The 24,917-nt window shown below is 66.5% G+C and carries 22 protein-coding genes; 15 read left to right on the forward strand and 7 right to left on the reverse strand.

All coding sequences use genetic code 11. The features are described from left to right. The first annotated feature begins 73 nt into the window (after nucleotides 1–73). Both F0U60_RS32935 and F0U60_RS32940 read left to right on the forward strand, forming a co-directional pair. Nucleotides 74–2,932, forward strand: coding sequence for a TIM-barrel domain-containing protein (locus F0U60_RS32935; RefSeq protein WP_395805867.1), 2,859 nt, complete (start codon nucleotides 74–76; stop codon nucleotides 2,930–2,932). 123 nt (nucleotides 2,933–3,055) lie between these two features. Then, nucleotides 3,056–3,538 (forward strand): hypothetical protein, encoded by a 483-nt coding sequence (locus tag F0U60_RS32940; RefSeq protein WP_395805869.1) that lies wholly within the window; start codon nucleotides 3,056–3,058, stop codon nucleotides 3,536–3,538. 36 nt (nucleotides 3,539–3,574) lie between these two features. Here F0U60_RS32940 and F0U60_RS32945 read toward each other — a convergent pair whose 3' ends face one another. After that, on the reverse strand, nucleotides 3,575–4,462 hold the full coding sequence (locus tag F0U60_RS32945; RefSeq protein WP_395805871.1) for a LysR family transcriptional regulator: 888 nt from the start codon (nucleotides 4,460–4,462) through the stop codon (nucleotides 3,575–3,577). Between the two features lie 123 nt (nucleotides 4,463–4,585). On the opposite strand from F0U60_RS32945, the gene F0U60_RS32950 reads away from it, so the two are divergent. Further along, nucleotides 4,586–5,635 carry an SDR family oxidoreductase gene (locus F0U60_RS32950; protein WP_395805873.1) on the forward strand — a complete coding sequence of 350 codons (1,050 nt, stop codon included), beginning with the start codon at nucleotides 4,586–4,588 and terminating at the stop codon, nucleotides 5,633–5,635. A 28-nt stretch (nucleotides 5,636–5,663) separates the two neighbouring features. Here the strand turns inward: F0U60_RS32950 and F0U60_RS32955 are convergent, their stop codons facing one another. Further along, nucleotides 5,664–6,305 (reverse strand): antibiotic biosynthesis monooxygenase, encoded by a 642-nt coding sequence (locus tag F0U60_RS32955; protein WP_395805875.1) that lies wholly within the window; start codon nucleotides 6,303–6,305, stop codon nucleotides 5,664–5,666. Between the two features lie 174 nt (nucleotides 6,306–6,479). On the opposite strand from F0U60_RS32955, the gene soxR reads away from it, so the two are divergent. Beyond that, the gene (soxR, locus tag F0U60_RS32960; RefSeq protein ID WP_395805877.1) at nucleotides 6,480–6,968 is read left to right on the forward strand and encodes a redox-sensitive transcriptional activator SoxR; all 489 of its coding nucleotides are present in this window, start codon (nucleotides 6,480–6,482) and stop codon (nucleotides 6,966–6,968) included. Between the two features lie 91 nt (nucleotides 6,969–7,059). Here soxR and F0U60_RS32965 read toward each other — a convergent pair whose 3' ends face one another. After that, nucleotides 7,060–7,863 (reverse strand): helix-turn-helix transcriptional regulator, encoded by an 804-nt coding sequence (locus F0U60_RS32965; RefSeq protein WP_395805879.1) that lies wholly within the window; start codon nucleotides 7,861–7,863, stop codon nucleotides 7,060–7,062. 101 nt (nucleotides 7,864–7,964) lie between these two features. Between F0U60_RS32965 and F0U60_RS32970 the strand changes: the two genes are divergently transcribed. Then, nucleotides 7,965–8,618, forward strand: a complete 654-nt coding sequence (locus tag F0U60_RS32970; protein ID WP_395805881.1) for a glutathione S-transferase family protein — start codon at nucleotides 7,965–7,967, stop codon at nucleotides 8,616–8,618. Nucleotides 8,619–8,633: 15 nt separating this feature from the next. On the opposite strand, the gene F0U60_RS32975 is transcribed toward F0U60_RS32970, so the two are convergent. The 3 genes from F0U60_RS32975 to F0U60_RS32985 form a co-directional block, all read right to left on the reverse strand. Continuing rightward, nucleotides 8,634–9,161 carry a glycoside hydrolase family 19 protein gene (locus F0U60_RS32975; protein ID WP_395805883.1) on the reverse strand — a complete coding sequence of 176 codons (528 nt, stop codon included), beginning with the start codon at nucleotides 9,159–9,161 and terminating at the stop codon, nucleotides 8,634–8,636. Between the two features lie 380 nt (nucleotides 9,162–9,541). Continuing rightward, on the reverse strand, nucleotides 9,542–10,981 hold the full coding sequence (gene hflX, locus F0U60_RS32980; protein WP_395805885.1) for a GTPase HflX: 1,440 nt from the start codon (nucleotides 10,979–10,981) through the stop codon (nucleotides 9,542–9,544). 119 nt (nucleotides 10,982–11,100) lie between these two features. Next, complete coding sequence (locus F0U60_RS32985; RefSeq protein ID WP_395805887.1) at nucleotides 11,101–12,528, reverse strand: DUF4832 domain-containing protein; 1,428 nt, start codon at nucleotides 12,526–12,528, stop codon at nucleotides 11,101–11,103. 413 nt (nucleotides 12,529–12,941) lie between these two features. On the opposite strand from F0U60_RS32985, the gene F0U60_RS32990 reads away from it, so the two are divergent. The 3 genes from F0U60_RS32990 (at nucleotide 12,942) to F0U60_RS33000 (ending at nucleotide 15,687) form a co-directional block, all read left to right on the forward strand. Then, nucleotides 12,942–14,078 carry a M12 family metallopeptidase gene (locus F0U60_RS32990; protein ID WP_395805889.1) on the forward strand — a complete coding sequence of 379 codons (1,137 nt, stop codon included), beginning with the start codon at nucleotides 12,942–12,944 and terminating at the stop codon, nucleotides 14,076–14,078. A gap of 195 nt (nucleotides 14,079–14,273) precedes the next feature. Then, a complete protein-coding gene (locus F0U60_RS32995; RefSeq protein WP_395805891.1) occupies nucleotides 14,274–14,792 on the forward strand; it encodes a putative immunity protein in 519 nt (172 codons plus the stop codon). A 10-nt stretch (nucleotides 14,793–14,802) separates the two neighbouring features. Continuing rightward, the gene (locus tag F0U60_RS33000) at nucleotides 14,803–15,687 is read left to right on the forward strand and encodes a class I SAM-dependent methyltransferase (protein WP_395805893.1); all 885 of its coding nucleotides are present in this window, start codon (nucleotides 14,803–14,805) and stop codon (nucleotides 15,685–15,687) included. An 83-nt stretch (nucleotides 15,688–15,770) separates the two neighbouring features. On the opposite strand, the gene F0U60_RS33005 is transcribed toward F0U60_RS33000, so the two are convergent. Further along, entirely contained in the window at nucleotides 15,771–16,604 is an 834-nt protein-coding gene (locus F0U60_RS33005; protein ID WP_395805895.1) for a hypothetical protein, read from the reverse strand. Between the two features lie 452 nt (nucleotides 16,605–17,056). On the opposite strand from F0U60_RS33005, the gene F0U60_RS33010 reads away from it, so the two are divergent. From F0U60_RS33010 to pqqE, 7 genes are all read left to right on the forward strand, one after another. After that, entirely contained in the window at nucleotides 17,057–18,598 is a 1,542-nt protein-coding gene (locus F0U60_RS33010) for a gliding motility protein (protein WP_395805897.1), read from the forward strand. A gap of 200 nt (nucleotides 18,599–18,798) precedes the next feature. Beyond that, complete coding sequence (gene pqqF / locus F0U60_RS33015) at nucleotides 18,799–21,243, forward strand: pyrroloquinoline quinone biosynthesis protein PqqF (RefSeq protein ID WP_395805899.1); 2,445 nt, start codon at nucleotides 18,799–18,801, stop codon at nucleotides 21,241–21,243. Between the two features lie 155 nt (nucleotides 21,244–21,398). After that, on the forward strand, nucleotides 21,399–21,470 hold the full coding sequence (gene pqqA / locus F0U60_RS33020; protein WP_071901850.1) for a pyrroloquinoline quinone precursor peptide PqqA: 72 nt from the start codon (nucleotides 21,399–21,401) through the stop codon (nucleotides 21,468–21,470). A gap of 70 nt (nucleotides 21,471–21,540) precedes the next feature. Further along, nucleotides 21,541–22,452: a pyrroloquinoline quinone biosynthesis protein PqqB gene (pqqB, locus tag F0U60_RS33025; protein WP_395805901.1), complete on the forward strand. Its 912-nt coding sequence runs from the start codon at nucleotides 21,541–21,543 to the stop codon at nucleotides 22,450–22,452. Between the two features lie 8 nt (nucleotides 22,453–22,460). Next, on the forward strand, nucleotides 22,461–23,216 hold the full coding sequence (gene pqqC / locus F0U60_RS33030; RefSeq protein WP_395805903.1) for a pyrroloquinoline-quinone synthase PqqC: 756 nt from the start codon (nucleotides 22,461–22,463) through the stop codon (nucleotides 23,214–23,216). Next, complete coding sequence (pqqD, locus tag F0U60_RS33035; protein WP_395805905.1) at nucleotides 23,213–23,488, forward strand: pyrroloquinoline quinone biosynthesis peptide chaperone PqqD; 276 nt, start codon at nucleotides 23,213–23,215, stop codon at nucleotides 23,486–23,488. The genes pqqC and pqqD overlap by 4 nt, the downstream gene beginning before the upstream one ends. Continuing rightward, complete coding sequence (gene pqqE / locus F0U60_RS33040; RefSeq protein WP_395805907.1) at nucleotides 23,460–24,623, forward strand: pyrroloquinoline quinone biosynthesis protein PqqE; 1,164 nt, start codon at nucleotides 23,460–23,462, stop codon at nucleotides 24,621–24,623. Before pqqD ends, pqqE begins: the two co-directional genes overlap by 29 nt. Nucleotides 24,624–24,917 lie beyond the last annotated feature (294 nt).

The following is a 24,917-nucleotide window of genomic DNA, read 5'->3' on the forward strand; positions in this document are numbered from 1 at the left end:
CTCTGATGCCGGGCTCAGCTGATCGGCCTTCGCGCGCCGCGTCACGCGCATTCCCGTTCCGGGAGGTTGTCTCATGTTCGCGTCTCACCGCCGCCGAGCGAGGTTGCTCGCGACCACGTTGCTCTCCTCTGTGGCCGGGGTCAGCCTGTCGGCCCTGCCCGCTCACGCCGCCCTCGGGTCCGTCACCAGTGCGTCCCTCTCGGGTGACACCCTCACCCTCACCGTCGGCGGTGACAGGCTCCTTGTCCAGGCCCTGCGCCCGGACATCGTCAAGGTGGACTACCGCCCCGGTGGCGTCGCCGATCCCCCTACCGCCGTCATCGATCCCGCCAAGACGTGGGCCACGGGCAACATCATCTCCGCCGACATGGCGTCCAATCCCATCGTGGTCACCACGGCGCAGCTGACCGTGAAGATCAGCCGGAATCCCGCCCGCCTCTCCGTCTTCGACGCCACGGGAGCGCTGGTGCTAAGCGAGCAGGCCGCCGAGGGCGTGTATGCGGACGGGGTGAAGTTCAACCATGGGTCCGGACAGGCGTTCTACGGCATCACCGGCAACCCGGTGCCCTGGGCCGAGAAGGATCCCAAGCAGAACCTCGCCGAGGGCATGCAGCGCAACGACGGCGGCCGGGTCAACGCCAACATGCAGGGGGACGGTGGGGCTCCGCTCGCCTTCACCCACCGTTATGGGTTGCTGGTGGACTCCATCGATGGGGACTTCGCCATCACCGACACCACCCTGGAGTTCAGTGGCGTGTCGACTCGCAACGTCGCGTACTACGTCCTGGTCGGTCCGCCCCGGCAGGTGATGGCGGGCGTCGCGGAGATCTCCGGCAAGCCCGCCCTGTCACCCAAGTGGGCCCTGGGGTTCAACAACAGCGAGTGGGGCACCACGCAGACGGAGGTCACCTCGATCGTCCAGGGCTACCGGGATCGAAAGATCCCCCTGGATGCCTTCACCCTGGACTTCGACTTCAAGGCCTGGGGCGAGGACGACTACGGCGAGTTCCGGTGGAACTCGACCTCCGCCAGCGGCAACGTGCACCCGAACAAGTTCCCCAGCGGGGCGGCCGGGACGTTCGCCCGGGACATGGCGGCCAGGGGCGTCATGTTGATGGGGATCATGAAGCCTCGGGTGATCGTCGGGAAGGCGGGCGGAGGCATCACAGCGCAGGGACAGTGGGCGCGCACCAACAACTGCTTCTACCCGGGCCTGGCCGATTACAACGAGTACTTCTCCGGCCGGCCCGCCAACGACGTCGACTTCTCCAAGCAGACGTGCCGTGACTGGTATTGGCAGCACTCCCGGACGCTGTTCGACGCGGGCATCGCGGGCTGGTGGAACGACGAGGCCGACGAGGCGAACGGAACGCTGTTCAACAGCCTCCAGCACTTCAACATGCAGCGGTCGCTGTATGAGGGGCAGCGAGCGGTCTCGGACCGGCGGGTGTTCTCGCTCAACCGCAACTTCTACCTCGGCGCCCAGCGCTACGGCTACGGCATGTGGTCCGGCGACATCGAATCCGGGTTCGGCAATATGGCCGATCAGCGCACCCGCATGCTCACCAGCATCAACATCGGCGAGAGCAAATGGGGCATGGACATCGGCGGCTTCTTCGGGGATCCGTCCTCGGAGAACTACGCGCGCTGGATGCAGTTCGGCGCGTTCGTGCCCATCTACCGGGTCCACGGCGTAGATGGCAAGCAGCGCCAACCGTGGGTCTACGGGGCCACCGCGGAGAGCGCGGCCAAGGGCGCGATCGAGCTGCGCAGCCGGTTGATGCCCTACCTGTATGCCCATGAACGGATCAATCACGAGACAGGCATCGGTCTGGTGCGGCCCCTGTTCTACGACTACCCCACCGATCCGAACGCCGCGAACCTCACCAGCGAGTGGATGTTCGGCGAGTCGCTGCTCGTGGCTCCCGTCGTCGAGCAGGGGGCGGCCAGCAAGCAGGTGTACCTGCCCGCGGGCACCTGGATCGACTACACCCGTGGCTCCGTCTACACGGGCCCCCTCACCTTCAACTACCCGGTCAACGCGTCCACCTGGCAGGACATCCCGCTGTTCGTCAAGGCGGGCGCCATCCTCCCGACCCAGGAGGTGCTGCAGTACGTGAGCGAGAAGCCCGTCAAGCAGATCGACCTCGATGTCTTCCCCACCACGGCCCGGAGCGAGTTCACCCTCTACGACGACGACGGCCTGACGCGGGCCTATGAGAACGGGGTCTTCTTCAAGCAGCGCATCACCGCGCAGCGCACGAGCACCTCCGTCACCGTGGAGACCCAGGCGAAGACCGGCAGCTTCAGCCCGGCGCTCACCCACTACATCGTGAAGGTCAACGCCACGATGGGCACGGCGGCGCGGATCAACGGGACCGCCCCCACCCGCTACGGCGACCTCGCGGCGCTCAAGGCCGCCACGGGCGAGGGGTGGACGACGGGGGTCGATGTCTACGGTCCGTACACCGCGGTGCGCGTCGCGGCTGGGGTGGCGCGAACGGTCGTGGTCGATGGCACCCCGAGCACTCCCCCCCCTCCCCCCGTGACGAGCGTGCTCGAGGCGGAGGACGCGGCGCTGTCATCGGGCGCGATCGTCCAGAACGACCACCCGGGCTACTCCGGACGCGGGTTCGTCGCCGGGTACTGGAACTCCGGCGCGACCACCACGTTCACCCTGCAAGCCAGCACGGCGGGCACCTACTCCGCGACCCTGAAGTACAGCAACGGCAACGGCTCGGCCAGGACGCTCACCATGGTGGTGAATGGCGTGCGCACCCAGCTCACCCTGCCCGCGACGGCGGACTGGAACACCTGGTCGACCTACACCGCGCGAATCCCACTGAACGCGGGCACCAATACCCTCGCCTACGTCTACGGCTCGGGAGACTCGGCCCACGTCAACCTCGACTCCCTGACGATCGCACCGTAGCGGACCACGGGATGCTCGTCCTCGCCCCCGTCACCGCATGGCGGGGGCTCTGCGTGCTGGACTTTTGTTCAGGCAATGGATACTTCCTTGGCGAATGGCAACCCGCGGGGATGAGGAACGCCCATGAGCGCCGAGCGCACGCCTGCCGAGCCTGAAGTCATGGAGCCCACGTTCTGGCGGAAGAACGGCTGGGCGGCCAGGGTCATCAAGAACGAAGAGGATGACGGCTGGGCCGTGGAGATCCGCAAGCAGGGGCTCTCCGAGCCCGTCCTCATCAGCCCGTGGGTGATGGGCCGCGACAAGAAGAACCCCAAGCCCTTCGATGCGGCGGCGTTCGCCACCTTCGTGAAGACGGCCTCGGAGGTCCTTGATCGCTCCGCGCGACAGCGCGACCAGGCCCTGACCCGAAAGCTCTCCATCGCCTGGGAGGGCCGCTGGTACGAGGTTCGGCTCGAGATCGTGGCCGATGAGTATGAGCCCCACGCGCTGCTCTCGGCCATCGACGACGCTGGTGCGACCGTCGCGAAGCATCGCGTGCCCGTGACCTTCAAGTTCACCCGGGACATCGCCAACGAGTGGGTGCGCGGCGGATTCTGCGAGCCCTGAGCGGGCGAGGCAGGCGTGTTTGGAAAGGGGTGGACCTCAGCGCACGCCCAGCATTACGGAGCGTGATTCCTCGAACTGCCCGGCGAGAAAGCCCATCAACGCGCGCACCCGTGGCACCTTCCGGGCCTCGCGCGAGGCCACGAGCCACACGTCCTCCGGGGGCAACTCCACCTCCGGGAGGACGGGCCGCAGCTCCGGGTAGAGACTGGCCAGCGCGCAAGGCAACACCGCTATGCCCTGGTGGGCGGCCACCGCGCCCGCCACCGCCACGGCCGCGTTGCTGCGAAAGACGAAGCGCCCGGCGCCCCACTCTTCCAACCAGCGGAGCTGCTGCATGCGCGCGAGCGCCGCGTCGAAGCCCACGACCGCATGCCCCGCCAGATCTTCCGGTGAGCGCAGAGGCGCGGCGCGCTCCAGGTAGCGAGCGCTGGCATAGAGCCTCCAGGCCAGCTGCCCCACCTTGCGCGCCACCAACGAGTCTCCCTTGGGACGTACGGTGCGCACGCCCAGGTCCGCCTCCTGGCGCGCCAGGTCCACCAGCCTCGTGTCGATGGACAGTTCCACGCGCACCCCCGGGTGGCGCTCCCGGAAGCGCGCCAGCCAGGGATTGAGGAACGCCACGAAGCCATCGCCCGTGGTCAGACGCACCGGCCCCTCGAGCTGCCCCTCTTCGTGCTTCAGCCCGCGCTCGGCGCTGTGGAGCTGCGACTCGATGGACGCGGCGGTGCGAACCAGCGCGCGGCCCTCGGGCGTCAGCCGGACGCCCTCGGGGACGCGGGCGAGCAGCCGGGTGCCCAGGCGCCGCTCCAGCGCCGTCATCCGGCGGCCCACGGTCGAGGTGACGACCCCCAGCACGCGAGCCGCCGCGGACAGCGAGCCGGCTCGCTCCACGGTGAGGAGGTAGCGGAGGTCATCCCAGTTCATTCAGTGGCCCTTGCATGAATGCAACACCCGTTTGCCCGTGTGGCGTGTAGCGCAACAGGGGGATACCCCTGGTGTCAACGAGGGAGCCCGCGTCGGGCGCCCGCATGCTCGGAGGCCCCATCCATGAAGACGGCATTCGTTACCGGCAGCACCGGACTGCTTGGAAACAACCTGGTCCGCCTGCTCACGTCACGCGGAGTGACGGTGAAGGCGCTGGTACGCTCACCCGAAAGGGCCCGAAAGCTGCTGGCCGGCGTGCCGGTGGAGCTCGTCGAAGGCGACCTGGAGAACGTGGGGTCCTTCGCGCCCGCGATGCGGGGCGCGGACGTGCTCTTCCACACCGCAGCCTACTTCCGGGACAGCTACAAGGGAGGCAGTCACGAGGCGGGGCTGATGCGCATCAACGTGGAGGGCACGCGCGCACTGCTGGAGGCGGCGTACGGACAAGGCGTGCGGCGAGTGGTGCACACGAGCTCCATCGCCGTGCTGGCGCCTCTGCAGGGCCACCGCCTCACCAACGAGACGATGAGACGTGACGCGGAGCACGAACCGGACGCCTACTATCGCTCGAAAATCCTCGCGGACCGTGAGGTGGACGCCGCCCTGGAGCGCCACCCGGACCTGCACGCCTCGCTGGTGCTGCCGGGCTTCATGAACGGGCCGGGCGACGCGGGCCCCACGACAGCGGGACAACTCGTCCTGGACTTCCTGCACGGCCGGCTGCCCGGCGTCATCAACACGCGCTTCTCCTACGTGGACGCGCGGGACGTGGCCGCGGCGCTGGTGGCCGCCGCCGAGAAGGGACAGCGAGGCGAGCGATACCTGGCGGCGGGCAGGGACCTGCACGTGGGCGAGGCGCTCGAGGTGCTCTCGTCAGTGACAGGACTCCCGGCACCTGAACGCCAGGTACCGGACGCGCTACTGGGAACGCTGGCGCTGATGAACGAGGCCTGGGCACGGCTCACCGGGCGTCCGGTGCTGGTGAGCTGGCAGGGCTTCCGCACGCTGCGCCGCGAGCGGACGAACATGGCCTTCGACTCGTCCAAGGCCGAGCGGACGCTGGGCCTCCGCTTCCGGCCGCTCGAAGAAACCTTCACGGATGCCGTGCAGTGGTTCACCACGAACGGGTACGTGGACCGGGCACGCCTGCCTCGACTCGTAGGGTCTGTCTAGACTGTGTCGGGGGGCCTGGGTCTGTGCGTCAGGTCGTGCTCGGCGGAAGAAACAAGCCCCGGTAGGGACGGTGTTGCCTCGCCTGAGCCCAGCTTGGAGTGCCTGTGGCCCCATTGTCCTTCAGCCCGGGGAAGTGCAGCACGCGGTGCCACTGGGGAGAGGCGCTCTCCAGGAATGCACGGTGTGCCGAGGCATCCGTCCACTCGGCCAGGTTGAGTACCCGCGTGCCGTCGGTGCTCAGGTGGAAGTGGGCGGCGAGCAGCCCGGACTGTGAGCGACTCCCCGTGGCGGCGGCCTCGAGCACTGCTTCCACCCAGCGCTGCTGTCGCTCCGGGTCCGGGCCCTCGAAGGTGATGTCGACGGTGACGATGCAGCCGGGCGGTTCCGACGGACCCTCCCCGACGAAGGCGCGAAAGGGACGGTAGGTGACGACTCCGTGGCGTTCGATGCCGGGGACAGCGGCGAGGATGCCCTGGACACGCTCCGGTGGGTCGTTTCTCCGGAAGAGCTGGAGGGCTTCGTCGCCGGTCCACTGGGAGTAATGGGTCACCGTCGTCCCGTCTTCGCCCAGCAAGCAACTGTATGAGAGCAGCCCCTCCGGCCACGGTACGTGCTCCCACGCGTCCATGGCCGCATTGGCGGCGGCCTGCTGGGCCTCACGCGTGGGCACCGTCCATCGGCTCGAGAGGACGAGGCCGACGTCGGGACGCTGGATGGGGGGGAGGCGGGCGGACAGAGGCTCCGGGGACCGGAGGGCTGGATGCTTCGGGATTCGTGGAGCTTGAAAGTTCATGCCCCTATCCATAAAACCTCAACTATACTTGAGGTCAAGGGGTGGAAGTGCATGGCACGAATCGACCCGAAGCATTTCACGAAGGAGCTCAGCGTCGGCGAGGTGGCGGCGCGCAGCGGGGTGGCTGTCTCCACCCTCCACTTCTACGAGGCGCAGGGCCTCATCACCGGCTGGCGCAACGCTGGCAATCACCGCCGTTACGCGAGGGACGTGCTGCGCCGGGTGGCCATCATCAAGGTGGCGCAGCGCGCGGGCATTCCCCTGGCGACCATCCGAGACGCCCTGCAATCGCTGCCGGAGGGACGCACGCCCTCGGCCGCGGATTGGGCCACGTTGTCGGCCGCGTGGAGGGATGAGCTGAACGGCCGCATCCAGAGGCTGACGCGGCTGCGCGATCAGATGGACAGCTGCATCGGCTGCGGCTGCCTGTCGCTGAAGTCCTGCCCACTGCGCAACCCCTGGGACGAGCTCTCCGAGCAGGGGCCGGGCCCGAGGCTGCTCGACCCGGGCCTGGGCGATGAGCCGGAGGTATCGACCTGAGTCGTTTGAGTGGCGCTCTGAGGAGCAGCCTCCTCACCCGTCATCGGGCGCGGGTGCCACCGAGCGCCCGCCCCGCGAGCAACTCTCGGCGCTACTCGGCAAGCTCGCGGATCAGCTGTTCGACCCCACGCGCGGAAGCGTCGTCCACCGGTGACAAGACAAACATGCTGAGGCCGTTGCTGTCGTCGACGGAAAACACCGACGCCTCGAACACGAGCTCGCCGACATTCGGTCGGACGAGTCGCCTGTACCTCACACCGTGCGTGCTCAGCTCATTCTCGGCCCACAGCCGGCGAAAGTCCGCGCTCGTCTCCATCAACTCGTCGACGAGCGCGGCAACTTCTTCTGAGGCTCCCGCACGCTCGATGTCGACGCGAAACGCGGCGAGGCACGTGCGATGCATGTCATCGGCATGCGGCAGGAACGCGGCGGCTTCGGGATGAAAGACCCGGCGCAGCATGTTGCGGTCGCGCTCGGGAACCGCGGCGTAATCGCCGATCACCGCCACGGCGGCGCGATTCCACGCGACGATCTGAAACGTCGGCGTCTTCACGAACGCGGGCACGTGCAGGTTGTCGAGCACGCGCTGCAGCGCCGGCGTGACCTCGGCGGGCGGCGTGTAGCGGCGCGGTGGCGGACGAGCGTGAGCGAGCAGGAACAGCATCTCGCGATTCGTGTCGTCGAGCTCGAGTGCGCGAGCGAGGCGTTCGAGCACGTCGTCGGACGGCACGCCGCCGCGACCTTGTTCGAGCCACGTGTACCAGGTGACGCTCACGCCAGCGCGCGCCGCGACCTCCTCGCGACGAAGTCCGGGAGTGCGACGCCGCTCGGTCGATTCGGGGTGAAGCCGCTCGCGGCGAGCGCGGAGAAATTCGGGGAGGGTGGTAGTCGCCATACCGGTATGCGGACACGCATTTTCTAGCTGACTCGCCCAGCTTACAGTTCGCACATGATCAGGACAATGCTTCGGGCAAGGGAGTTCAGGACGGAGTCCATATGCTGACGCTGCATCATCTCGGACGTTCGCAATCGGAGCGGATCGTCTGGCTCTGTGAGGAGCTCGGGCTCGACTATGAGCTGAAGCGCTATCAGCGCCGGGCCGACAACCGACTGGCCCCGCCGGAATACAAGGCGCTTCATCCGATGGGCACGGCGCCGATCCTCACCGACGGCGGCCTCGTCCTCGGGGAATCCGGGGCGATCTGCGAGTATTTGATCCAGACCTATGGCAATGGCCGGCTCGCTGTGAAGCGCGGTGAACCCGGTTTCACCGACTATCTCTACTGGTTCCACTTCGCCAACGGGACGCTGCAACCCGTCGTCTTGCAGGTGAGGAGTCTGGAGCGCGTCGATCCTTCGGACAAGAACGCGCCGCTGCAGGCGGCCAAGGACCGGTTCAAGCTGGTCTTCTCGACCTTGGAGAAGCGGCTGGGGGAGGCGCCCTATCTGGCCGGCAAAGAGTTGACGGCGGCGGATATCATGACCGTGTTCTCGTTGACCACGATGCGGCTGTTCAAGCCGTATGATCTCTCACCCTGGCCAAACATTCTGGCCTATCTCCAACGCATCGGCGCGCGGCAGGCTTATCGTCGGGCGATGCAGAAGGCCGATCCGGATTTGACGCCGGTATTGGGGGCCGTCCCGGAATAAGCCTATGCCCTCACCCTAGCCCTCTCCCCGTTCTGAGCATTCGCCACAGCTCTCCTGGAGGACCTCGAACGCGCGCCGGTAGTACTCCGCGCGCCGGGCCATCCCGTTGTAGCCCCCGTTGATACGGCGGGTGATTTCACGGAAGTCCCCGACGTCCGCCAGACGGTTGAGGTCGCGGCTGTACCAGTACCAGGCCGCGACCCGGAAGCCCACCTCCGCCTCCGCGACGCGTGCCGGCTCCCGCTCCAGGTCGATGCCCAGGGCCCGGCTCGCCGCCCGGTAGTTGGTGCGGCCGGTGATTGGCAGGGGGCCGCGGGCCTTGTAGCGCACCGGGTCCTCGGGGTGGACGTTGCCCAGGCCCTCGGGTTCCTCGTCCATCAGGTGGGAGACCACGCCCTCGAAGAAGCGCAGCTCGCCGCTCTCGTGGGCCACCTGTGCGAGGAAGGCCGCCCGGCGCGCCGGGGTGGTGATGTTCGCCTCGGCCATCGCTGCCTCGAGGTGGGGCAGGAGCTCTGCGGCGTGTGCGGCGGAGAGCCTCGGCATGAGAGCCCGAAGCTCGTGGACCGTGAGGCCCTCCCTCTCCACGCCTGGTTGGAGGGGCTCCATTCCACGACCGCTCGAGCTGACGTCCCTCCGCCTGATGGCATCCCTGTACAGGGGAGGGAGGAGCTGCAGGTACCGGGGAGTCGGCACGGTGGTTTGTCTCTCGGACAAGGTCATCATCTGGCATTCCTCCTTTCCTGACGAGTTCGCGCCCGGTATGGACGCGATAGGTTCCTTCTAGAGGGTGTGGCGAGGGCGGTTTTGTGAAAGCCCCCTTCCCTGCTGGACATGGAAGGCCACGTTCCGGCTCGAGGACGGGTGCTTCGTACGGTGGCTCGAAGCCCGCTTCGAGCCGGATGATCAAGTCGTAGCTCCTCGCTTCACGTCTGGAAGGCGCGGGTGAGTCTGGCCATCGCCGCGGGGAGCGCCCGGACCTTCAGCCGCCGGCCGGTCTCGTCGTAGGCCTCGGAGAGGACCCGGGCATGCTCGTACACCTCTCCGATGCGCGCCTGGCGGGCGTAGGGAATCACCAGCTCCGCCTCGACCATCGAGCGCTCGAAGAACTCGATGATCGTCTGGCGGAGCGCCGCCACGTCCTCCGGTGCGTGAGCCGAGAGGACGAGGGCCTCGGGATGCCGCTGGAGCAGGGCCTCCCGGGCCTCGGGCGCAAGCCGGTCCGCCTTGTTGAACAACAGCCGGCTCGGAACGCTCTGCGCCCCAATTTCCCGGAGCACCGAGCGGGTGACCTCGAGCTGGGACTCCCAGGTGGGGTCCGAGCCATCCACCACGTAGAGCAGCAGCGACGCCTCCAGCGCCTCGTCCAGCGTGGAGCGGAACGAGGCCACGAGGTCGTGCGGCAGCTTCTGGATGAAGCCCACCGTGTCCGAGATCAACACCCGTGGCCGGGTCTCCGGTTGCAGCGCCCGCACCGTGGTGTCGAGCGTGGCGAAGAGCTGATCCGCCACCAGCACCTCGCTTCCCGTCAGGGCGCGCATGAGCGAGGACTTACCCGCGTTGGTGTACCCGACCAGCGCCACCCGCAGCTGGTCCCTCCGGGCGTAGCGCCGGTTCTCCTGATCGTGCTGGATGGCCGCGAGCCCCTCGCGCAGCTCGGCGAGCCGGTCGCGAATCTTGCGGCGATCCAGCTCCACCGCCGAATCACCCGAGCCCCGGCCCTGTTGCCGTTCGCGGCTCCCCGTCGACTCGCGCAGGCGCGGGGCGAGGTAGTTGAGCCGCGCGATCTCCACCTGCATCTTCGCCTCACGGCTCCGCGCATGCCGGTGGAAGATGTCCACGATGACGCCCGTGCGGTCGTACACCTGTGCGCCGGTAGCCCTCTCGAGATTGCTCAGCTGGCTGGGCGAGAGCTCGTGGTCGACCACCACCACCGTGGGCCTCTCCGCGGGTGGCTCCTCGCTGGCCTCGGCCTCCAGCGCCTCCTCGGGGAGCTCGTCGTCGTCCGCGATTTCCTCGTCCGCTTCGGCCCCGGTCTCCTGCGCCTCGGCTTCCTGCTCCTCGGCCTCTTCCGCTTCAGCCTCCCAGCGCTCTCGCGCCTTCGACTTCCGCCCCTTCGCCCCCGAGGGGACGATGCCGCGGCCCCCGGTGAGCCGGGCCAGCTCCGCGAGCTTTCCGCTCCCGAGGACCGTTCCCGCCGCGAGCCTGTCGCGGCGCTGGCTCACGGTCGCGGCGACTTCGTAGCCGAGCGTGTGCACCAACCGCCCGAGCTCGGCGAGGTCAGCCGCGTGTTCGGTGTCCGAGACACCAGGGAGCTGCACGCCCACCAGCACGGCGAGCGGGCGCGGGGAAGAGGAGTTCGACATGACACCTCTCGTACCACGGCTGGGGCCGCTACCTGGAGTCGCGCTGGAAGCGCCGGGTGACGCCCAGTGCCAAGCGAGTCACTCGTTTCGAGTCGTTTGACACCGTCTCTGGCCCACGGTCACTTCGTCACGTCGAAGGAGCCCAAAGTCAACCAGCCCCCCCAGTCCTGGCCCTGCTTCGCATTGGCGAAGCTGACGGGCTTGCCATTGGTCATCGGATTCACGACCCGCATGAGCAGCTTGTAGCCGGTGCCCGCGCTCAGCCCGTGGGATGCACTGAAACTCTTCGTGGAGGCCGCGCTTCCAGGCTGGAGCCCGGGCAGGTTCACCTGGGTCGTCCCCAGGGTCTTCAGCCAGGTGTTGGACGCGTTCAAGACGATGAACTCCAACTTCCAGTCATAATAGAAGGGGGCGACCCCCCGGTTCTCGAGGTTGATGTCCACGGACAGCGGGGTGGATGTCGTGGGATTGGGCAGCCGGACCGAGGAGACGAACAGCTCGTAGCCCAGGAGCTTCTGCGCCCGGAGGGCATTGTTCCACTGCGTGGAGTTCACCGCATTGTTGAACAGCCAGTTGTTGATCAGCCACGTGGCATGCGTGGTCTTGATCGCGGTCTCTTCGTTCTCGGTGGGCGTGCCATAGTAGTACTCCACCGGATTGGGCCAGCTGTTCCACATCGTGGGCTGCATCTCCGGCCGCTGCTCTCCCCCCATGGGTCGGCGGCGCCAGTTCTCCGTGAGGCCGGCGCTCTGCATCTTGCTCCAGAAGTGCCAGCTCACGCCTGGCAGCGTCTCATAGGCGAACGAGTCATCGTGGTAGCCGAAGTCATTCTTGTAGGTCGAGCTGGCCAACGGGTCGCGCACCAGCACGTGAGTCCGGGTGAAGGCGGACTTGTACCGTGCCAGCAGCCGATCCTTGTTCGCCTGGGACATCTCCCAGTTCGGCTTGCCATCAGACGTGTCCGCGTCCTGCGGGTAGGTGTGCCACTCGCCCCAGTACCCATACAGGCCCGCCGTCACGTAGGCGACCCGCGCATCCCCGTCGAGGTGTTGGCCGAGCGCGCCGATGAAAGCTTCCAGCGCCTTGATCAGATTGCCGTTATTCCAATCCGGCGCCTTGCTGCTCGAGTTCCCATAGTCTGAGTAGGACCGCATGGGCAGGCCCTCGTTGATAAGGAACTGGGGCGTGGCCACGGCCCGGCCCGGGTAGTCGAGATAGATGCGAAAGACGATCTGATTTCCCCGGCTGGCCGCCGCGGCCATCGCACTGTCGAGCTCAGCCCAGTTATACGCGTAGGTCCCCGACGAAGAGTTGCCTCCCGTCATCAGTGAATTCAATGGCAGATAATACCACTCCATGCTGTGCGGAAAGCCATGGGTGGCCGCTCCGAACGGAACGAAGCCCTTGAGGGGATTGGACTCGAGCCCCGGTGCATTTCCGTTGTAGGTCTGGCCTTCCCATGCGCCCGAGGCCGCGGGGGCGGAGGTGGCGGTGGCGAGAGCCACCGAAAGCGTGAGCGCGAGGGCGCGCAGCGGGGGCAGCGACATGTCGTTCTCCTCGAAGCAGATGGCGTCGGGGGGGGGGGGGGGGTTGAGGAAGAGTATTCTTCCAGGTCTTGCCTGAATTCCAGCGAAAAACCTTCTCGGACGGATGCTCGGGTGCGGCAACCGCATACCCGGCCCGAGCACTTCAAGAGGAGCCCGAGGCCATGGAGGGGGTATGCCGCCACGCGTCAGGACTTCCTCACAGGCCTTCCAGACCGTCAGGCCCACGCTCAGCCCCAAATAAAAATTTCCAAGAGATCAAACAAACCAATTATGACGTTTTTGCGGAATAAGCGTTTATTGTTCGTTTAACCCGGCTGAGCCAGTTCTTGCCTCTGTAGCGGCAAAGGGTTCGAGAAGGTGCGTGGCCTGCACTCGAGGCGACGCGCCGTATCGCGCAACTTGAAGGAGGCAAAATGTTCAACCGTGGAATGCGTCATGCGGCTTTTCTTGCCTTGGGGTTGTTGAGCTCCGCGTGTGGAGATCAAGAGGCGGCAACGGAGCACGAGCGCGAGTTGGAAAACGACGCCGTGTACAACTCACAGTACCCCAAAGGCCAGTCGTTCCAGGTGCGGTTGGCCGGCCTGAAAGACCCCGTCACGGCGGTGCTCAAGGGCGACTACGCCTTTGTCGGCGACCAGGTGATCGGCCAGGTCTCCGGCACGCAGGTGCTCAGCGCGGACAAGCAGGTGCTGTTGGAGCTGGATGGTGAAGCGCGAGTCAGGGCCATGGGCTCTGGCATCGTCAACGCCAACGGTCAGAAGTGGCCAGGGGGGGTGATTCCGTACGAGATCGATCCCGCCGCGTCGGCGGCGACGCGTACGGCCTTCGAGGGCGCCAAGGCCGACTACCACGCGAAGACCTCCATCCGCTGGGTGCCTCGGACCAACCAGGCCGATTACGTTCGAATCATCACCGGCGACGGGTGTTGGAGCTACGTCGGCAAGATCGGGGGACGGCAGGACTTGTCGCTGGGCAACGGCTGCGGTGTGAACCCCGCCCGGCACGAGCTCGGCCACGCTGTCGGGTTGGCGCACGAGCAGGTGCGTCAAGACCGCGATAACTGGGTCATCGTCAACGCGGGCGGCAGCCAGAACGCCATCGACTGGGGGTCGGCGGGCACGCCCATTGGAGCGTATGACTTCGAGTCGATGATGCACTACCGCAATTACTTCGTGAATGGCCGTTGGGATTACGTTCCCAAGAATGGCTTTCCGCCGGAGTGGGTTGGCAACGACCGCGTCAACACCTTCACCCCTGGCGACCTCGAGGCCATTCGCGCCATCTACGGCGGCGCGACCACCGGAGTCTGCTTCTACTCTGACATCGACTACAAGGGCGAGAGCTTCTGCGCGACCAGCGACAGCTCCTGGGTCGGGACGCAATGGAACGACCGCATCTCCTCGGTCAAGGTGAGCCCCGGCTTCGAGTTCACCTTGTTCAACGACATCAATTTCGGCGGAAATGGTCTGGGGTGTGGTTGTGATGTCCCCAACCTGGTGACGCACAACTTCAACGATCGCACCTCTTCGTTCCGGATCAAGCGGAAGTAACGAGACTCCTCGCCCGGGCCCGGGCCGCCAGACGGCCCGGGGGATTCACAGCAGGCGAGGCCGAGGTCTCCGGTCCATAGTGCCAGCGCCTGGGCTCTCCTCCTCCGGCCTCGGCCTCGGCCCCGGCTTGGGGAGCATGAGTTCGACTCGTTTGTGGCTTTCGGCCAACTTGTCTTTGCAGTAGAGTCATTGTAGATGCCTATTTTCACTAAACCTCGCGATCCTAGATTTATTACCGTTCGTCGTGGCGGCACCTTGAGCGATGCAAATCACCACCTTCTTGCACTATGGGCTGCCACATGCGCGGAGCATGTACTGCATTTCTTTGAAGAAGCACAACCTGAAGATGGGCGGCCGCGCCAGGCAATCGAGCTGGCTCGCGCCTGGACACGAGGCGAGATTACAATGCGCCAAGCCCACAAGGCTGCTTTTGTTGCCAATGCCGCCGCCAGAGAGGTGTCCGGCGCGGCAAAGCTTGCGGCCTACGCGGCTGGGCAGGCTGTAGCAGTGGCTCACGTGGCAGCGCATGAGTTGGGCGCGGCGGCCTATGCGATCAGGGCCGTGCAAGCTGCAGCTCCTGAAGCTAAGCGTGAACAAGCCGGCCGCCGGGAATGCCAATGGCAGCGTAAGCAGCTTCCAGACGAAATCCGGGAGCTTGTGCTTGACGACCAGCGGCTGCGCAATCATGTGTGCTGGTTTGTATTCGATTGCTGAGCGACATAGGATGACGAAGAAAGCAAGTCGAACCGCGGAGCTGGCAGCGCTGGCCCGGGCATCGATGCACCGCGAGCCAGCGCTGCGGGGGCCCGATCACGTGGCCATCCACTTTCTTTCCGCGCCGCTGAAGCTGCTCGTTTCATTGGAGCCTCTGCGGCGAAAAGCGCTGAAGCTCTACGCGAAGCTGATGCCGGGGGCGTACGCCCTGGTGGGTGCGCGCACCTGGGCCATCGATGATTTCGTCCAGCGGGAGCTGCAAGGCGGCGCACAGCAGGTGGTGGTGCTCGGCGCCGGCTACGACACGCGCGCCTACCGCTTCGCCGAGACGCTGCGTGCAGCGGCGGCCCGCGTCTTCGAGGTGGACGCGCCGGCCACCTCGCAGCTGAAGCAGGCCAAGGTGAAGCACCTCTTCGGCTCGCTGCCGCCGGAGGTCGCCTACGTCCAGGTGGACTTCGAGCGGGACTCCCTCGAGGAGCGCCTCACCCAGGCAGGCTATTCGACCTCGGCCAGGACGGCCTTCCTCTGGGAGGGAGTGACGTACTACCTGCAGCAGTCGGCCGTGGAGCTGGTGCTGCGCTTCGTCCGCGAGCGGTCGGGGCCGGCCAGCGCCATCATCTTCGACCATATCCACCGCGGCATCGTGGAGGGCCGCGACACCTCCTTTGGCGCCCAGCAGCAGCGCCGCTACGTGCAGAGCAAGGGCGAGCCCTTCGTCTTTGGCCTGGACCCGGAGGAACTGCCGGGCTTCCTGGAGCAGCACGGCTTCGGGCTCGAGGAGGTGATAAATGCGGACGCGATGGCAGCACGCTACTTCGCGCAGGCTCCGAAGGACTCGGAGCCGCACCGCCTCACCAGCTTCTGCGCCATCGCCGTGGCGCGAGCGAAGGGCTGAGATCCCCAAGGGGCGCGAGGTGCTGTTCGAGCGCTTCACGGATGCGGTGCTCAAGTGCGTCATCCCTGCTCCGCGGGTTCGACTCAGGGCAGGTCCAGGAATGCGTTGTCGATCCTGCCGTTGAACTGGTCAGTGGAGGACAGCACGAGAGTCCCGGAATTGTTGATCTTACCGCCGAGCGAGAGCGGCACGGTCGTGGCGATGCTGAGATCAAGAGCCGGTCCCGTCCCCGCCTCGGCTGGGACCACGGTGCCGTCGCTGAGGCGGGTGACCGTCAACGTCACCGTTGTCACCCCGCCGGTCGTCGTCCGGTTGCACACGGCGCGGTACCATAGGCTGCGTTCGAGCACCTGGGTGGCCTTGGCGGTGACCGTCGTGGCTTGCTGGCGCAGGACGCAGGTAGGCTTCCCGCCATCGATCTGGATCTTGTACTGGGTGGCCGATGAGGCCAGGCCACGCTGGATGAGGTTGTCGCCGTCGTCCTTGCTGCCCGCGGTGGCCGACGCGGTGTTGAGGGCGAAGTCCGCACCGAATGAGAAATTTCCCGTCCCGGGATCGAGATGATCCGTCGTGCCAGCGTTGGACACCCGGATCACGGCGCTCTTCGGCGTCTCGGTCGCGGTCGAGATGTGCGCGGGTGCCGCGACCGCGAGGTTGCCAGTGCCCCGACCGGCGGCGACCTTCAACACGCCACCGTTGGCGTACAGCGCGGTTGCCACCACGCCGCTGCCTGCCGTTCCGGTATGGGTGAACATCGTGCCGGCGGGGAACACATAGCCCACCGGCTGGCCCTCGCTGAACGCAAACTCGACGTCGCGTCCGACCAGATTCGCGGAGCCGGCGATGGCGCTCGTGACAGGTGCGGCCACCAGGACTGCTCCGAGGGTGACGACGGCAAAGGTGGAGAAGGACGACATTGCGTACTACCTTTCGGAACTTCGTTTCCCTTCACTCAGATAGACAAGGCCCGAAAGAAATGTGACGGCCATGGCCCTGGCGGGAGGCGTCAACGACCCTGACACAGTGATGGACGTCACGTGGGAGCGCTCGAACGCGCTCACTTCACCGACGGGAGGAGATGCCTCTCCGCATTCCAGGCTGACGCGGTCGGGAGTCCACTGCTAGAGCACTTGTGCATGCGAATCGCGATCTCCGGCACGCATCGCGCGGGGAAGTCCACCCTCATCGAAGAGTTGGCCGAGCTCCTGCCCTCCTACGTAGGTGCTCGAACATCTTCGGGGTGAAGCTCGGTAGCTCGGTGGCGCAGGTGCTGGCCGTCACGGGCTGTCAACAGCGCAAGCCGAGCGGGTGATACACGTGTCGTGGCGTAGACTCGCGCAGCTCACCTCGCTCACGGATTCGCCCGAACATGAAGCCCTTGCCCGGAGACATCCTCGCTGTCTACAACGCTCGCCTCGCCGGCTACACTGCGGTCCAAGTGACAGGCCTGAAGGTCGAAGGAAAGAGCGAGTGGGTCTCGCTGCTGGCCCTGGACTGGGTCGGAACCGCGCTTCCTGACGCCGCGGCGGTGGCGGCGATGGCGCCCGCGAACTTCAACTTCTTCTTCTGGAATGACCACCGTGTGCACGTCTGGGCGCGCGCCGAGGTTCCGCGCGAATACACCCTCGTGGGACACCGGCCGCCCCTCGTGGTCGAGGACGTCAACAGCTACAGCGGCTGGCCTTCTGGCGATTCCATCTGGAGCCAGCGGCAATGGGAGGCCATTCCCCGAGCCGAGCGAGACCTCTTCAAGCAGGTGGCGGCCTCCCGCGACAAGACGGTGGTGCTCAAGGTGGGCGACATCGAGCTGAGCCGTTCGACCCAGCGACTCGATACGGAGGTCCTTACCGCGGCCCCTCAGCTCTCGGTGTTCGAGGTCCTGCCCATCCTGACGTCCGTCAACGCCGACGCCCCCATCCCCGGCCTGTTCGACTTCATCCGACGACGCCCCTTTGTCTATGAGTCGGTGGTGCAAAACCACGGTGAGCGCGTCGTGGACCTGCGAGGCGCTCGACTGTCCCGGCTCTCGTTGGATGTGACAGGCGTCCAGGAGCTCTTTCTCAACGAGGGATTGAATTCCTTGACCCTGCTCGGCACGGCCGCCCCCGAGCTGAAGATTCACGCCGAGGCCGATGGAAGCCAGCTGACCCTTCTCGTCAACGACCCGGTGATAGCCGGGTCCGGGCTGAAGGCCCTGGGCAGCCTGCATGTGAATCCCGCGCGGGAAGTGGATGCCGCGAGCATCGCGCGACGATTCCCGAACCTGTCCGAGCTGCGACTCTGGGGGGCCCCTGGCTATGTGCGGAATCTCGCGGAGCTGACTGCCTTGCCTGCCCTGCACACGCTGACCTTGAGTGACATGTTTGGAATGTCGCCCGAGGAGTTTCCCGGCCCAGACCGACTCCCCCAGCTGGGAATGCTCTGGTTGACCAGCATCCCCGCCGACGTCGCGGCCCACGTGAAGAAGGCCTACAAGGCCGCGGCACACCAGGGCCTGGACCTGTCCGTGCGCCAGCCGCGAAAGGCGGAATGGCTGGCGGAGAACCTGGACAATCCCTTTCGCATCTGGGACGGGGCCGACAACATCACCCCGGCGCAGGCCAAGAAGGCTGCGGCGCTCTACAAGCAGGCACGGTCCGCGGCGCTCAAGGCCGCGTCCGAGGAGAGCGTGTCCCCTTCGTCCCTCGTGGCCGCGCTCACCCCCATCGTCTCGGCATACACCGAGGGCTTCAACAAGCTGGATGCGCGAAACACGTTCATCTACACGGAGGAGCGAGAGCACATCTATACCGCGCTGGTCGGCATCTTCGACGCGGTGGACGACAAGCTCCGTGAATCCAGAGGCACCTCCGCCGAGCCCCTGAACCGGGAGCTCCTCCTCTCCGTGATGGATGCGATTCGGGATTTCTGAACCCGAACTCGCTCATCAACTTTTTTGCGGTGCCCCGCGAGTCGGCACCACGAGCGCCCGAGGAATACGGGACTCGAGCGCCCCCAAGCAGGTGCTCCCGCCACCCACACAAGGAGAGGTGGATCTGCAGATTGTGGCCGTGTAGGAGCGGGCTTGCCTGACGCTTCGTCGAGGTCGATCCATTTCTGCCGGGAACCACCATGACCGAATCCAGCGACCAGAGCCGCGAAAGCCTTGTCCTCGCCTATGGCTTGCGCGTGCGCCTGCGCCATGAGCCCCGCCTGCGTCGTGCCGCCGCCTGGCTGCGGGTCGAGGCCGGCAGCCACGACGTCGACGCACAGTGGCCGGGGCTGGCGCACTTCCTCGAGCACCTGGTGTTCCTCGGCACGGAGCGCTTCCCGCGCGAACAAGGGTTGATGGCCTTCGTCCAGCGCCATGGTGGACAGGTCAACGCGCGCACCAGCGAACGCACCACCGACTATTTCTTCGAGTTGCCCCAGGCGGTGTTCGGCGAGGGCCTGGAGCGGCTGTGCGACATGCTCGCCCGGCCGCGCCTGGCCATCGAAGACCAGCAACGCGAGCGCGAAGTGCTGCATGCAGAGTTCATCGCCTGGTCGCGCGATGCCCAGGCCCAGCACCTGTTCCGCCTGGCCGGCGGGGTCTCGGCCCGCCATCCGCTGCGCGCCTTCCATGCCGGCAACCGCGACACCCTGCCGGTGGCCAGCCCCGAGTTCCAGCAGGCGCTACACGATTTCCATCAGCGCTACTACCGCACCGGGCAGATGACCTTGCAATTGGTCGGGCCGCAGCCGCTGCGGATTCTCGCGGGGCTGGCCAGGGACGCCGATGCCGCACTGGCCGCGGGTCCGCGCAGGGCCAATGCTCCTGTGGAGACGCTGCTGGGCGATCCGGGCGAGGCGCCGCCGGCCAGTGACCCGCAGCGGCTCAACCTGCTTTTCGCCTGCGACAGCCTGCCGCCCGGCACGGACGAGGCGCTGCGTTTCCTGGAGCTGTGGGCCGGATCCGCCCATCCCGGCGGCCTGCTGGCTGAACTGCGACGCCTGGGCTGGGCCCAGAGCCTGTCGCTGAGTCCGCTGTACCAGTACGCCGACCAGGCCCTGGTCAACTTCGAAGTGCAGCTGACCGAAGCCGGACAGCAATCCCGGGCGGCGGCCCAGGCACTGTGCTTCGACTGGCTGGAGTACTTCCAGTCCCATGCCGATTGGGAGCCCCTGCGCGAGGAGTATCGCCTGCTGCGCAGCCGCCAGTCGCAGACCGAGGGTGCGCTGGAGCTGGCCCGGCGCCTGGCCCATGGACAACTTTCGGAACTGCCGGACGAAGCCGTCCTGGCCCTGCGGGCATTGCTCGAACGTTTCACACCCCAGTCACTGCTCGCGCCCGGCGCCAAGGCGCTGGACGAACCGCCCCGGCTGCCGCCATTCGGTCCCTGGCGCATGCCGCCGCGCAACCGTTTCCTGCGCGGCCAGTGTCGGCCGACCCAGGCCAGCCCGCGAATCGCGGCCCTGGAGCAGGGCGAGCACGAACCGAATCGCGGCCTGGAGGGCGCCGTGCACCTGCGCTGGCGCCTGGCCAACCGGCATCACGCCGCGCTGTGGCACATGCTTGACGCCAGCCTGCGCCGGCTCGGCGAAGAAGCCCGCCAGGCTGGCGTGCAACTGGAATTCTCACGCCTGGGTCCGGACTGGCAATTGCGCCTGTGCGGCGTACGCGAGCCCCTCCCGGCGATCCTCGAACAGGCCGTGGAATTACTGCAACGCCCGACACCGGAGAGCTGGCGCCAGGCCAGCCCCCCCCCGCGCCAGCAGGTGCCGATCCGCGAGCTGCTCGCCCTGTGGCCCGAGCATGGCCTGGGCCACCACCGCCCGGCTCGCAACGACAGCAGCGAGCTGCACCCCGAAGCGCTGCAACGGCTGTGGCAGCAGGCGCGCTGGGATGGTCTGGTGCTGGGCTTCGACGATGCCGACCGGCTCGCCCTCGACGCCGTGGCCGCGCGCTTGCCGGGCAGCGCCTCGAACGAGCTCCTCCAGCCGTCCATACTGCCCGACCGAGCCACCTGGAGTCAGGTAGCCTGCGGTTCGGACGAGCATGCACTGCTGTTGTGGTGTCCGGCGCCGAGCCTGTCGATCCAGGACGACGTGGCCTGGCGCGCACTCGCCCAGTTGCTCCAGGCGCCGTTCTACCAGCGCCTGCGAACCGAGCTCCAGTTGGGCTATGCGGTGTTCAGCGCATTCCGCCAGCTGGCCGGCCGCCCCGGACTGTTGTTCGGGGTGCAGTCGCCCGGCAGCGACTGCGCGGCCTTGTGGGGGCACATCGCCGAATTCCTCGAGGCCCTGCCCGAGCGCCTCGCGCAATGGCCAGGGACAAGCCTGCGCGAGCAATGCGTGGCACTGGCCGACAGCCTCGACGGCGGCAACCTCGGGCTAACGCAGCGACTTGAGATGCAGTGGCAAGGAAGATTGGCCGGCCATTCGTCGGATTATTCCAACATGTTGAGAGAATGGGTCGGTCAACTGGATGGGCCGACGCTGGTCGAGGCGGCTCATCGGCTTCTGGACAGTCAGGTGAGCTGGACCGCGCTGGCGACCGGGCCTTGCCCGGGTGGGTCCTGGTATGAGGCAGTATGACTGTTGCCAGGAATATACAAGGATCATCAATAAGATTTGAGTCCGCTGTGTGGGCAATTTAGTAACATACGGCCCAAGCATCGGGACATCTCCACCTGGAGCTGGCCTGAATGTGAAGGCCGAAGTTGCAACCACCCTTAGAAGGAGCATCTCCTATGTGGACCAAGCCTGCTTACACCGACCTGCGCATCGGCTTCGAAGTCACCATGTACGTCTCCAACCGCTGAGCAGCCCTGCAGTCCAACGCCTCGGTCAGCCGGGGCGTTTTTGTTTCAGCCGCCGCACGATTGAGTGGTCATGTACATTCAGATTCTAGGATCCGCCGCCGGCGGCGGTTTTCCGCAGTGGAACTGCAACTGCGCCAACTGTAAGGGCTACCGCGACGGTACCCTGCGCGCCCAGGCCCGCACCCAGTCCTCCATTGCCCTGTCCGATGACGGCGTGCACTGGATCCTGTGCAACGCCTCGCCCGACATTCGCGCTCAATTGCAGTCCTTCGCACCGATGCAACCGGCCAGGGCCCTACGCGACACCGGGATCAGTGCGATCATCCTGCTCGACAGCCAGATCGACCACACCACCGGCCTCTTGAGCCTGCGCGAAGGCTGCCCGCATCAGGTCTGGTGCACCGACATGGTCCACCAGGATCTGACCACGGGCTTCCCGCTGTTCAAGATGCTCAGCCACTGGAACGGTGGCCTTCAGTGGAACCGCATCGAGCTCGAAGGCAGCTTCACCATCGAAGCCTGCCCGAACCTGAAGTTCACCCCCTTCCCGCTGCGCAGCGCCGCGCCGCCCTATTCGCCGCACCGTTTCGACCCGCACCCGGGCGACAACCTGGGCCTGGTGGTCGAGGACCTGCGCACGGGCGGCAAGCTGTTCTATGCGCCTGGCCTGTACCAGGTCGACAACGCGCTCAAGCAGCGCATGGCCGACGCCGACTGCCTGCTGGTCGACGGCACGCTGTGGTCGGACGACGAGATGCGGCGCCGCGGCGTCGGCACCCGTACCGGCCGCGAGATGGGCCACCTGTGCCAGGACGGTCCCGGCGGCATGCTGGAACTGCTCGACGGCTTCGAGAAGCCGCGCAAGGTGCTGATCCACATCAACAACACCAACCCCATCCTCGACGAAGACTCGCCCGAGCGTGCCGAGCTCGAGCGCCGGGGCGTGGAAGTCGCCTTCGACGGCATGAGCATCGAGCTGTAGGAGTGACCATGAGCGACAAGACACCGCTGACCCGCGCCGAATTCGAGCAGGCCCTGCGCGCCAAGGGCGCCTACTACCACATCCACCACCCCTATCACGTGGCGATGTACGAAGGCCGCGCGACCCGCGAGCAGATCCAGGGCTGGGTCGCCAACCGCTTCTACTACCAGGTCAACATCCCGATGAAGGATGCCGCGATCCTGGCCAACTGTCCGGACCGGGAGATCCGCCGCGAGTGGATCCAGCGCCTGCTCGATCACGACGGCGCCCCTGGCCAGGACGGCGGCATCGAGGCCTGGCTCCGCCTCGGTCAGGCCGTGGGCCTGGATCCCGACCAGCTGCGCTCCCAGGAACTGGTGCTGCCCGGCGTGCGCTTCGCGGTCGACGCCTACGTCAACTTCGCCCGCCGCGCCAGCTGGCAGGAAGCGGCCAGCAGCTCGCTGACCGAGCTGTTCGCCCCGCAGATCCACCAGTCGCGCCTGGACACCTGGCCTCGGCACTACCCATGGATCGATCCGGCCGGCTACGAGTACTTCCGCACCCGCCTGGGCCAGGCCCGGCGCGACGTCGAGCACGGCCTGGCGATCACCCTCGCTCACTACACCACCTACGAGGGCCAGCAGCGCATGCTGGAGATCCTGCAGTTCAAGCTGGATATCCTCTGGACCATGCTCGACGCCATGAGCATGGCCTACGAGCTGAACCGCCCGCCCTACCACTCCGTTACCCACCAGCGCGTCTGGCACAAGGGGATCACCCTATGAGTTTCGATCGCAACCAGACGCCCCGCTGGCGTCACGGCTATCGTTACCAGTACGAGCCAGCCCAGAAAGCTCACGTCCTGCTCTATCCTGAAGGGATGATCAAGCTCAACGAGAGCGCCGCCGCCATCGGCGGTCTGATCAACGGCGCCCGCTCCGTGCAGGCGATCATCGACGAATTGGACCAGCGGTACCCCGGCGTCCCCGAGCTCGGTGAAGACGTCGAGCAATTCATGGAGGTCGCCCGTGCACAGCACTGGATCGAACTTGGCTGAAATCCCGCCGAAGCCCGCCGTCGGCCTGCCGCTCTGGCTGCTCGCCGAGCTCACCTACCGCTGCCCGCTGCAGTGCCCCTACTGCTCCAACCCCCTGGACTTCGCCGCCCAGGGCAAGGAGCTGACCACCGAAGAGTGGTTTTCCGTGCTGCGCCAGGGCCGCGAGATGGGCGCGGCGCAGCTGGGCTTCTCCGGTGGCGAACCCCTGGTACGCCAGGACCTGGCCGAACTGATCGGCGAGGCCCGGCGCCTGGGTTACTACACCAACCTGATCACCTCCGGCATCGGCCTGACCGAGCAGAAGATCCGCGCCTTCAAGGACGCGGGGCTGGACCACATCCAGATTTCCTTCCAGGCCAGCGACGCGCAGGTCAACAACATGCTCGCAGGGTCGAAGAAAGCCTTCGACCAGAAGCTCGAGATGGCGCGCATGGTCAAGGCCCATGGCTACCCCATGGTGCTGAACTTCGTCACCCACCGGCACAACATCGATAGCATCGATCGCATCATCGAGTTGTGCGTGGCACTGGAGGCGGATTTCGTCGAGCTGGCCACCTGTCAGTTCTACGGCTGGGCCCAGCTCAACCGCGTCGGCCTGCTACCGACCCGCGAACAGCTCGAGCGCGCCGAACGCATCACCAACGAATATCGCGCCAGGCTCGCCGCCGAGGGCAAACCGGTCAAGCTGATCTTCGTCACTCCCGACTATTACGAAGAGCGGCCCAAGGCCTGCATGAAAGGCTGGGGCAGCATGTTCCTGACCATTACCCCGGACGGCACCGCGCTGCCGTGCCATGGCGCGCGCCAGCTGCCGGTGGCGTTCCCCAATGTGCGCGATCACAGCCTGCACCACATCTGGTACGACTCCTTCGGCTTCAACCGCTTCCGCGGCTACGAGTGGATGCCCGAGCCGTGCCGTTCCTGTGACGAAAAGGAAAAAGACTTCGGCGGCTGCCGTTGCCAGGCCTTCATGCTGACGGGCGATGCCAGCAACACCGATCCGGTGTGCGGCAAGTCTCCACGCCACGACATCATTCTCAAGGCCCGCGAAGAAGCCGGAACCGCCACCGCGGGCATAGGACAACTGACATTTCGTAATGAACGAAACTCGCGCCTCTTCACCAAGAAGGGCTGAATCCTTCAGCGCCGCCCAGGCCGTTGCCGCCGCCACCGACTTCGCCGAACTGCGGGTCGGCCCCGGAGGGCTGTACTACAACGAGTTGCGTCCCCAGGACGCCCGCTGCCGGATCTGGCGCTGGCGCGACGGTGAAAGCCGCGCTGCCTGACGCCGGAGGGCTTCAGCGTGCGCAGCTGGGTCTACGAGTACGGCGGCGGCGCCTTCTGCCTGGGGCCGGACTGGCTGGTGTTCGTCAACGAGGCGGACCAGCAGCTCTACCGCCAGCCGCTCGACGGCGGCGAGCCGGTTGCG

Origin of the sequence: Archangium minus (assembly GCF_044360475.1) — a bacterium.
Taxonomy (GTDB): domain Bacteria; phylum Myxococcota; class Myxococcia; order Myxococcales; family Myxococcaceae; genus Archangium; species Archangium minus.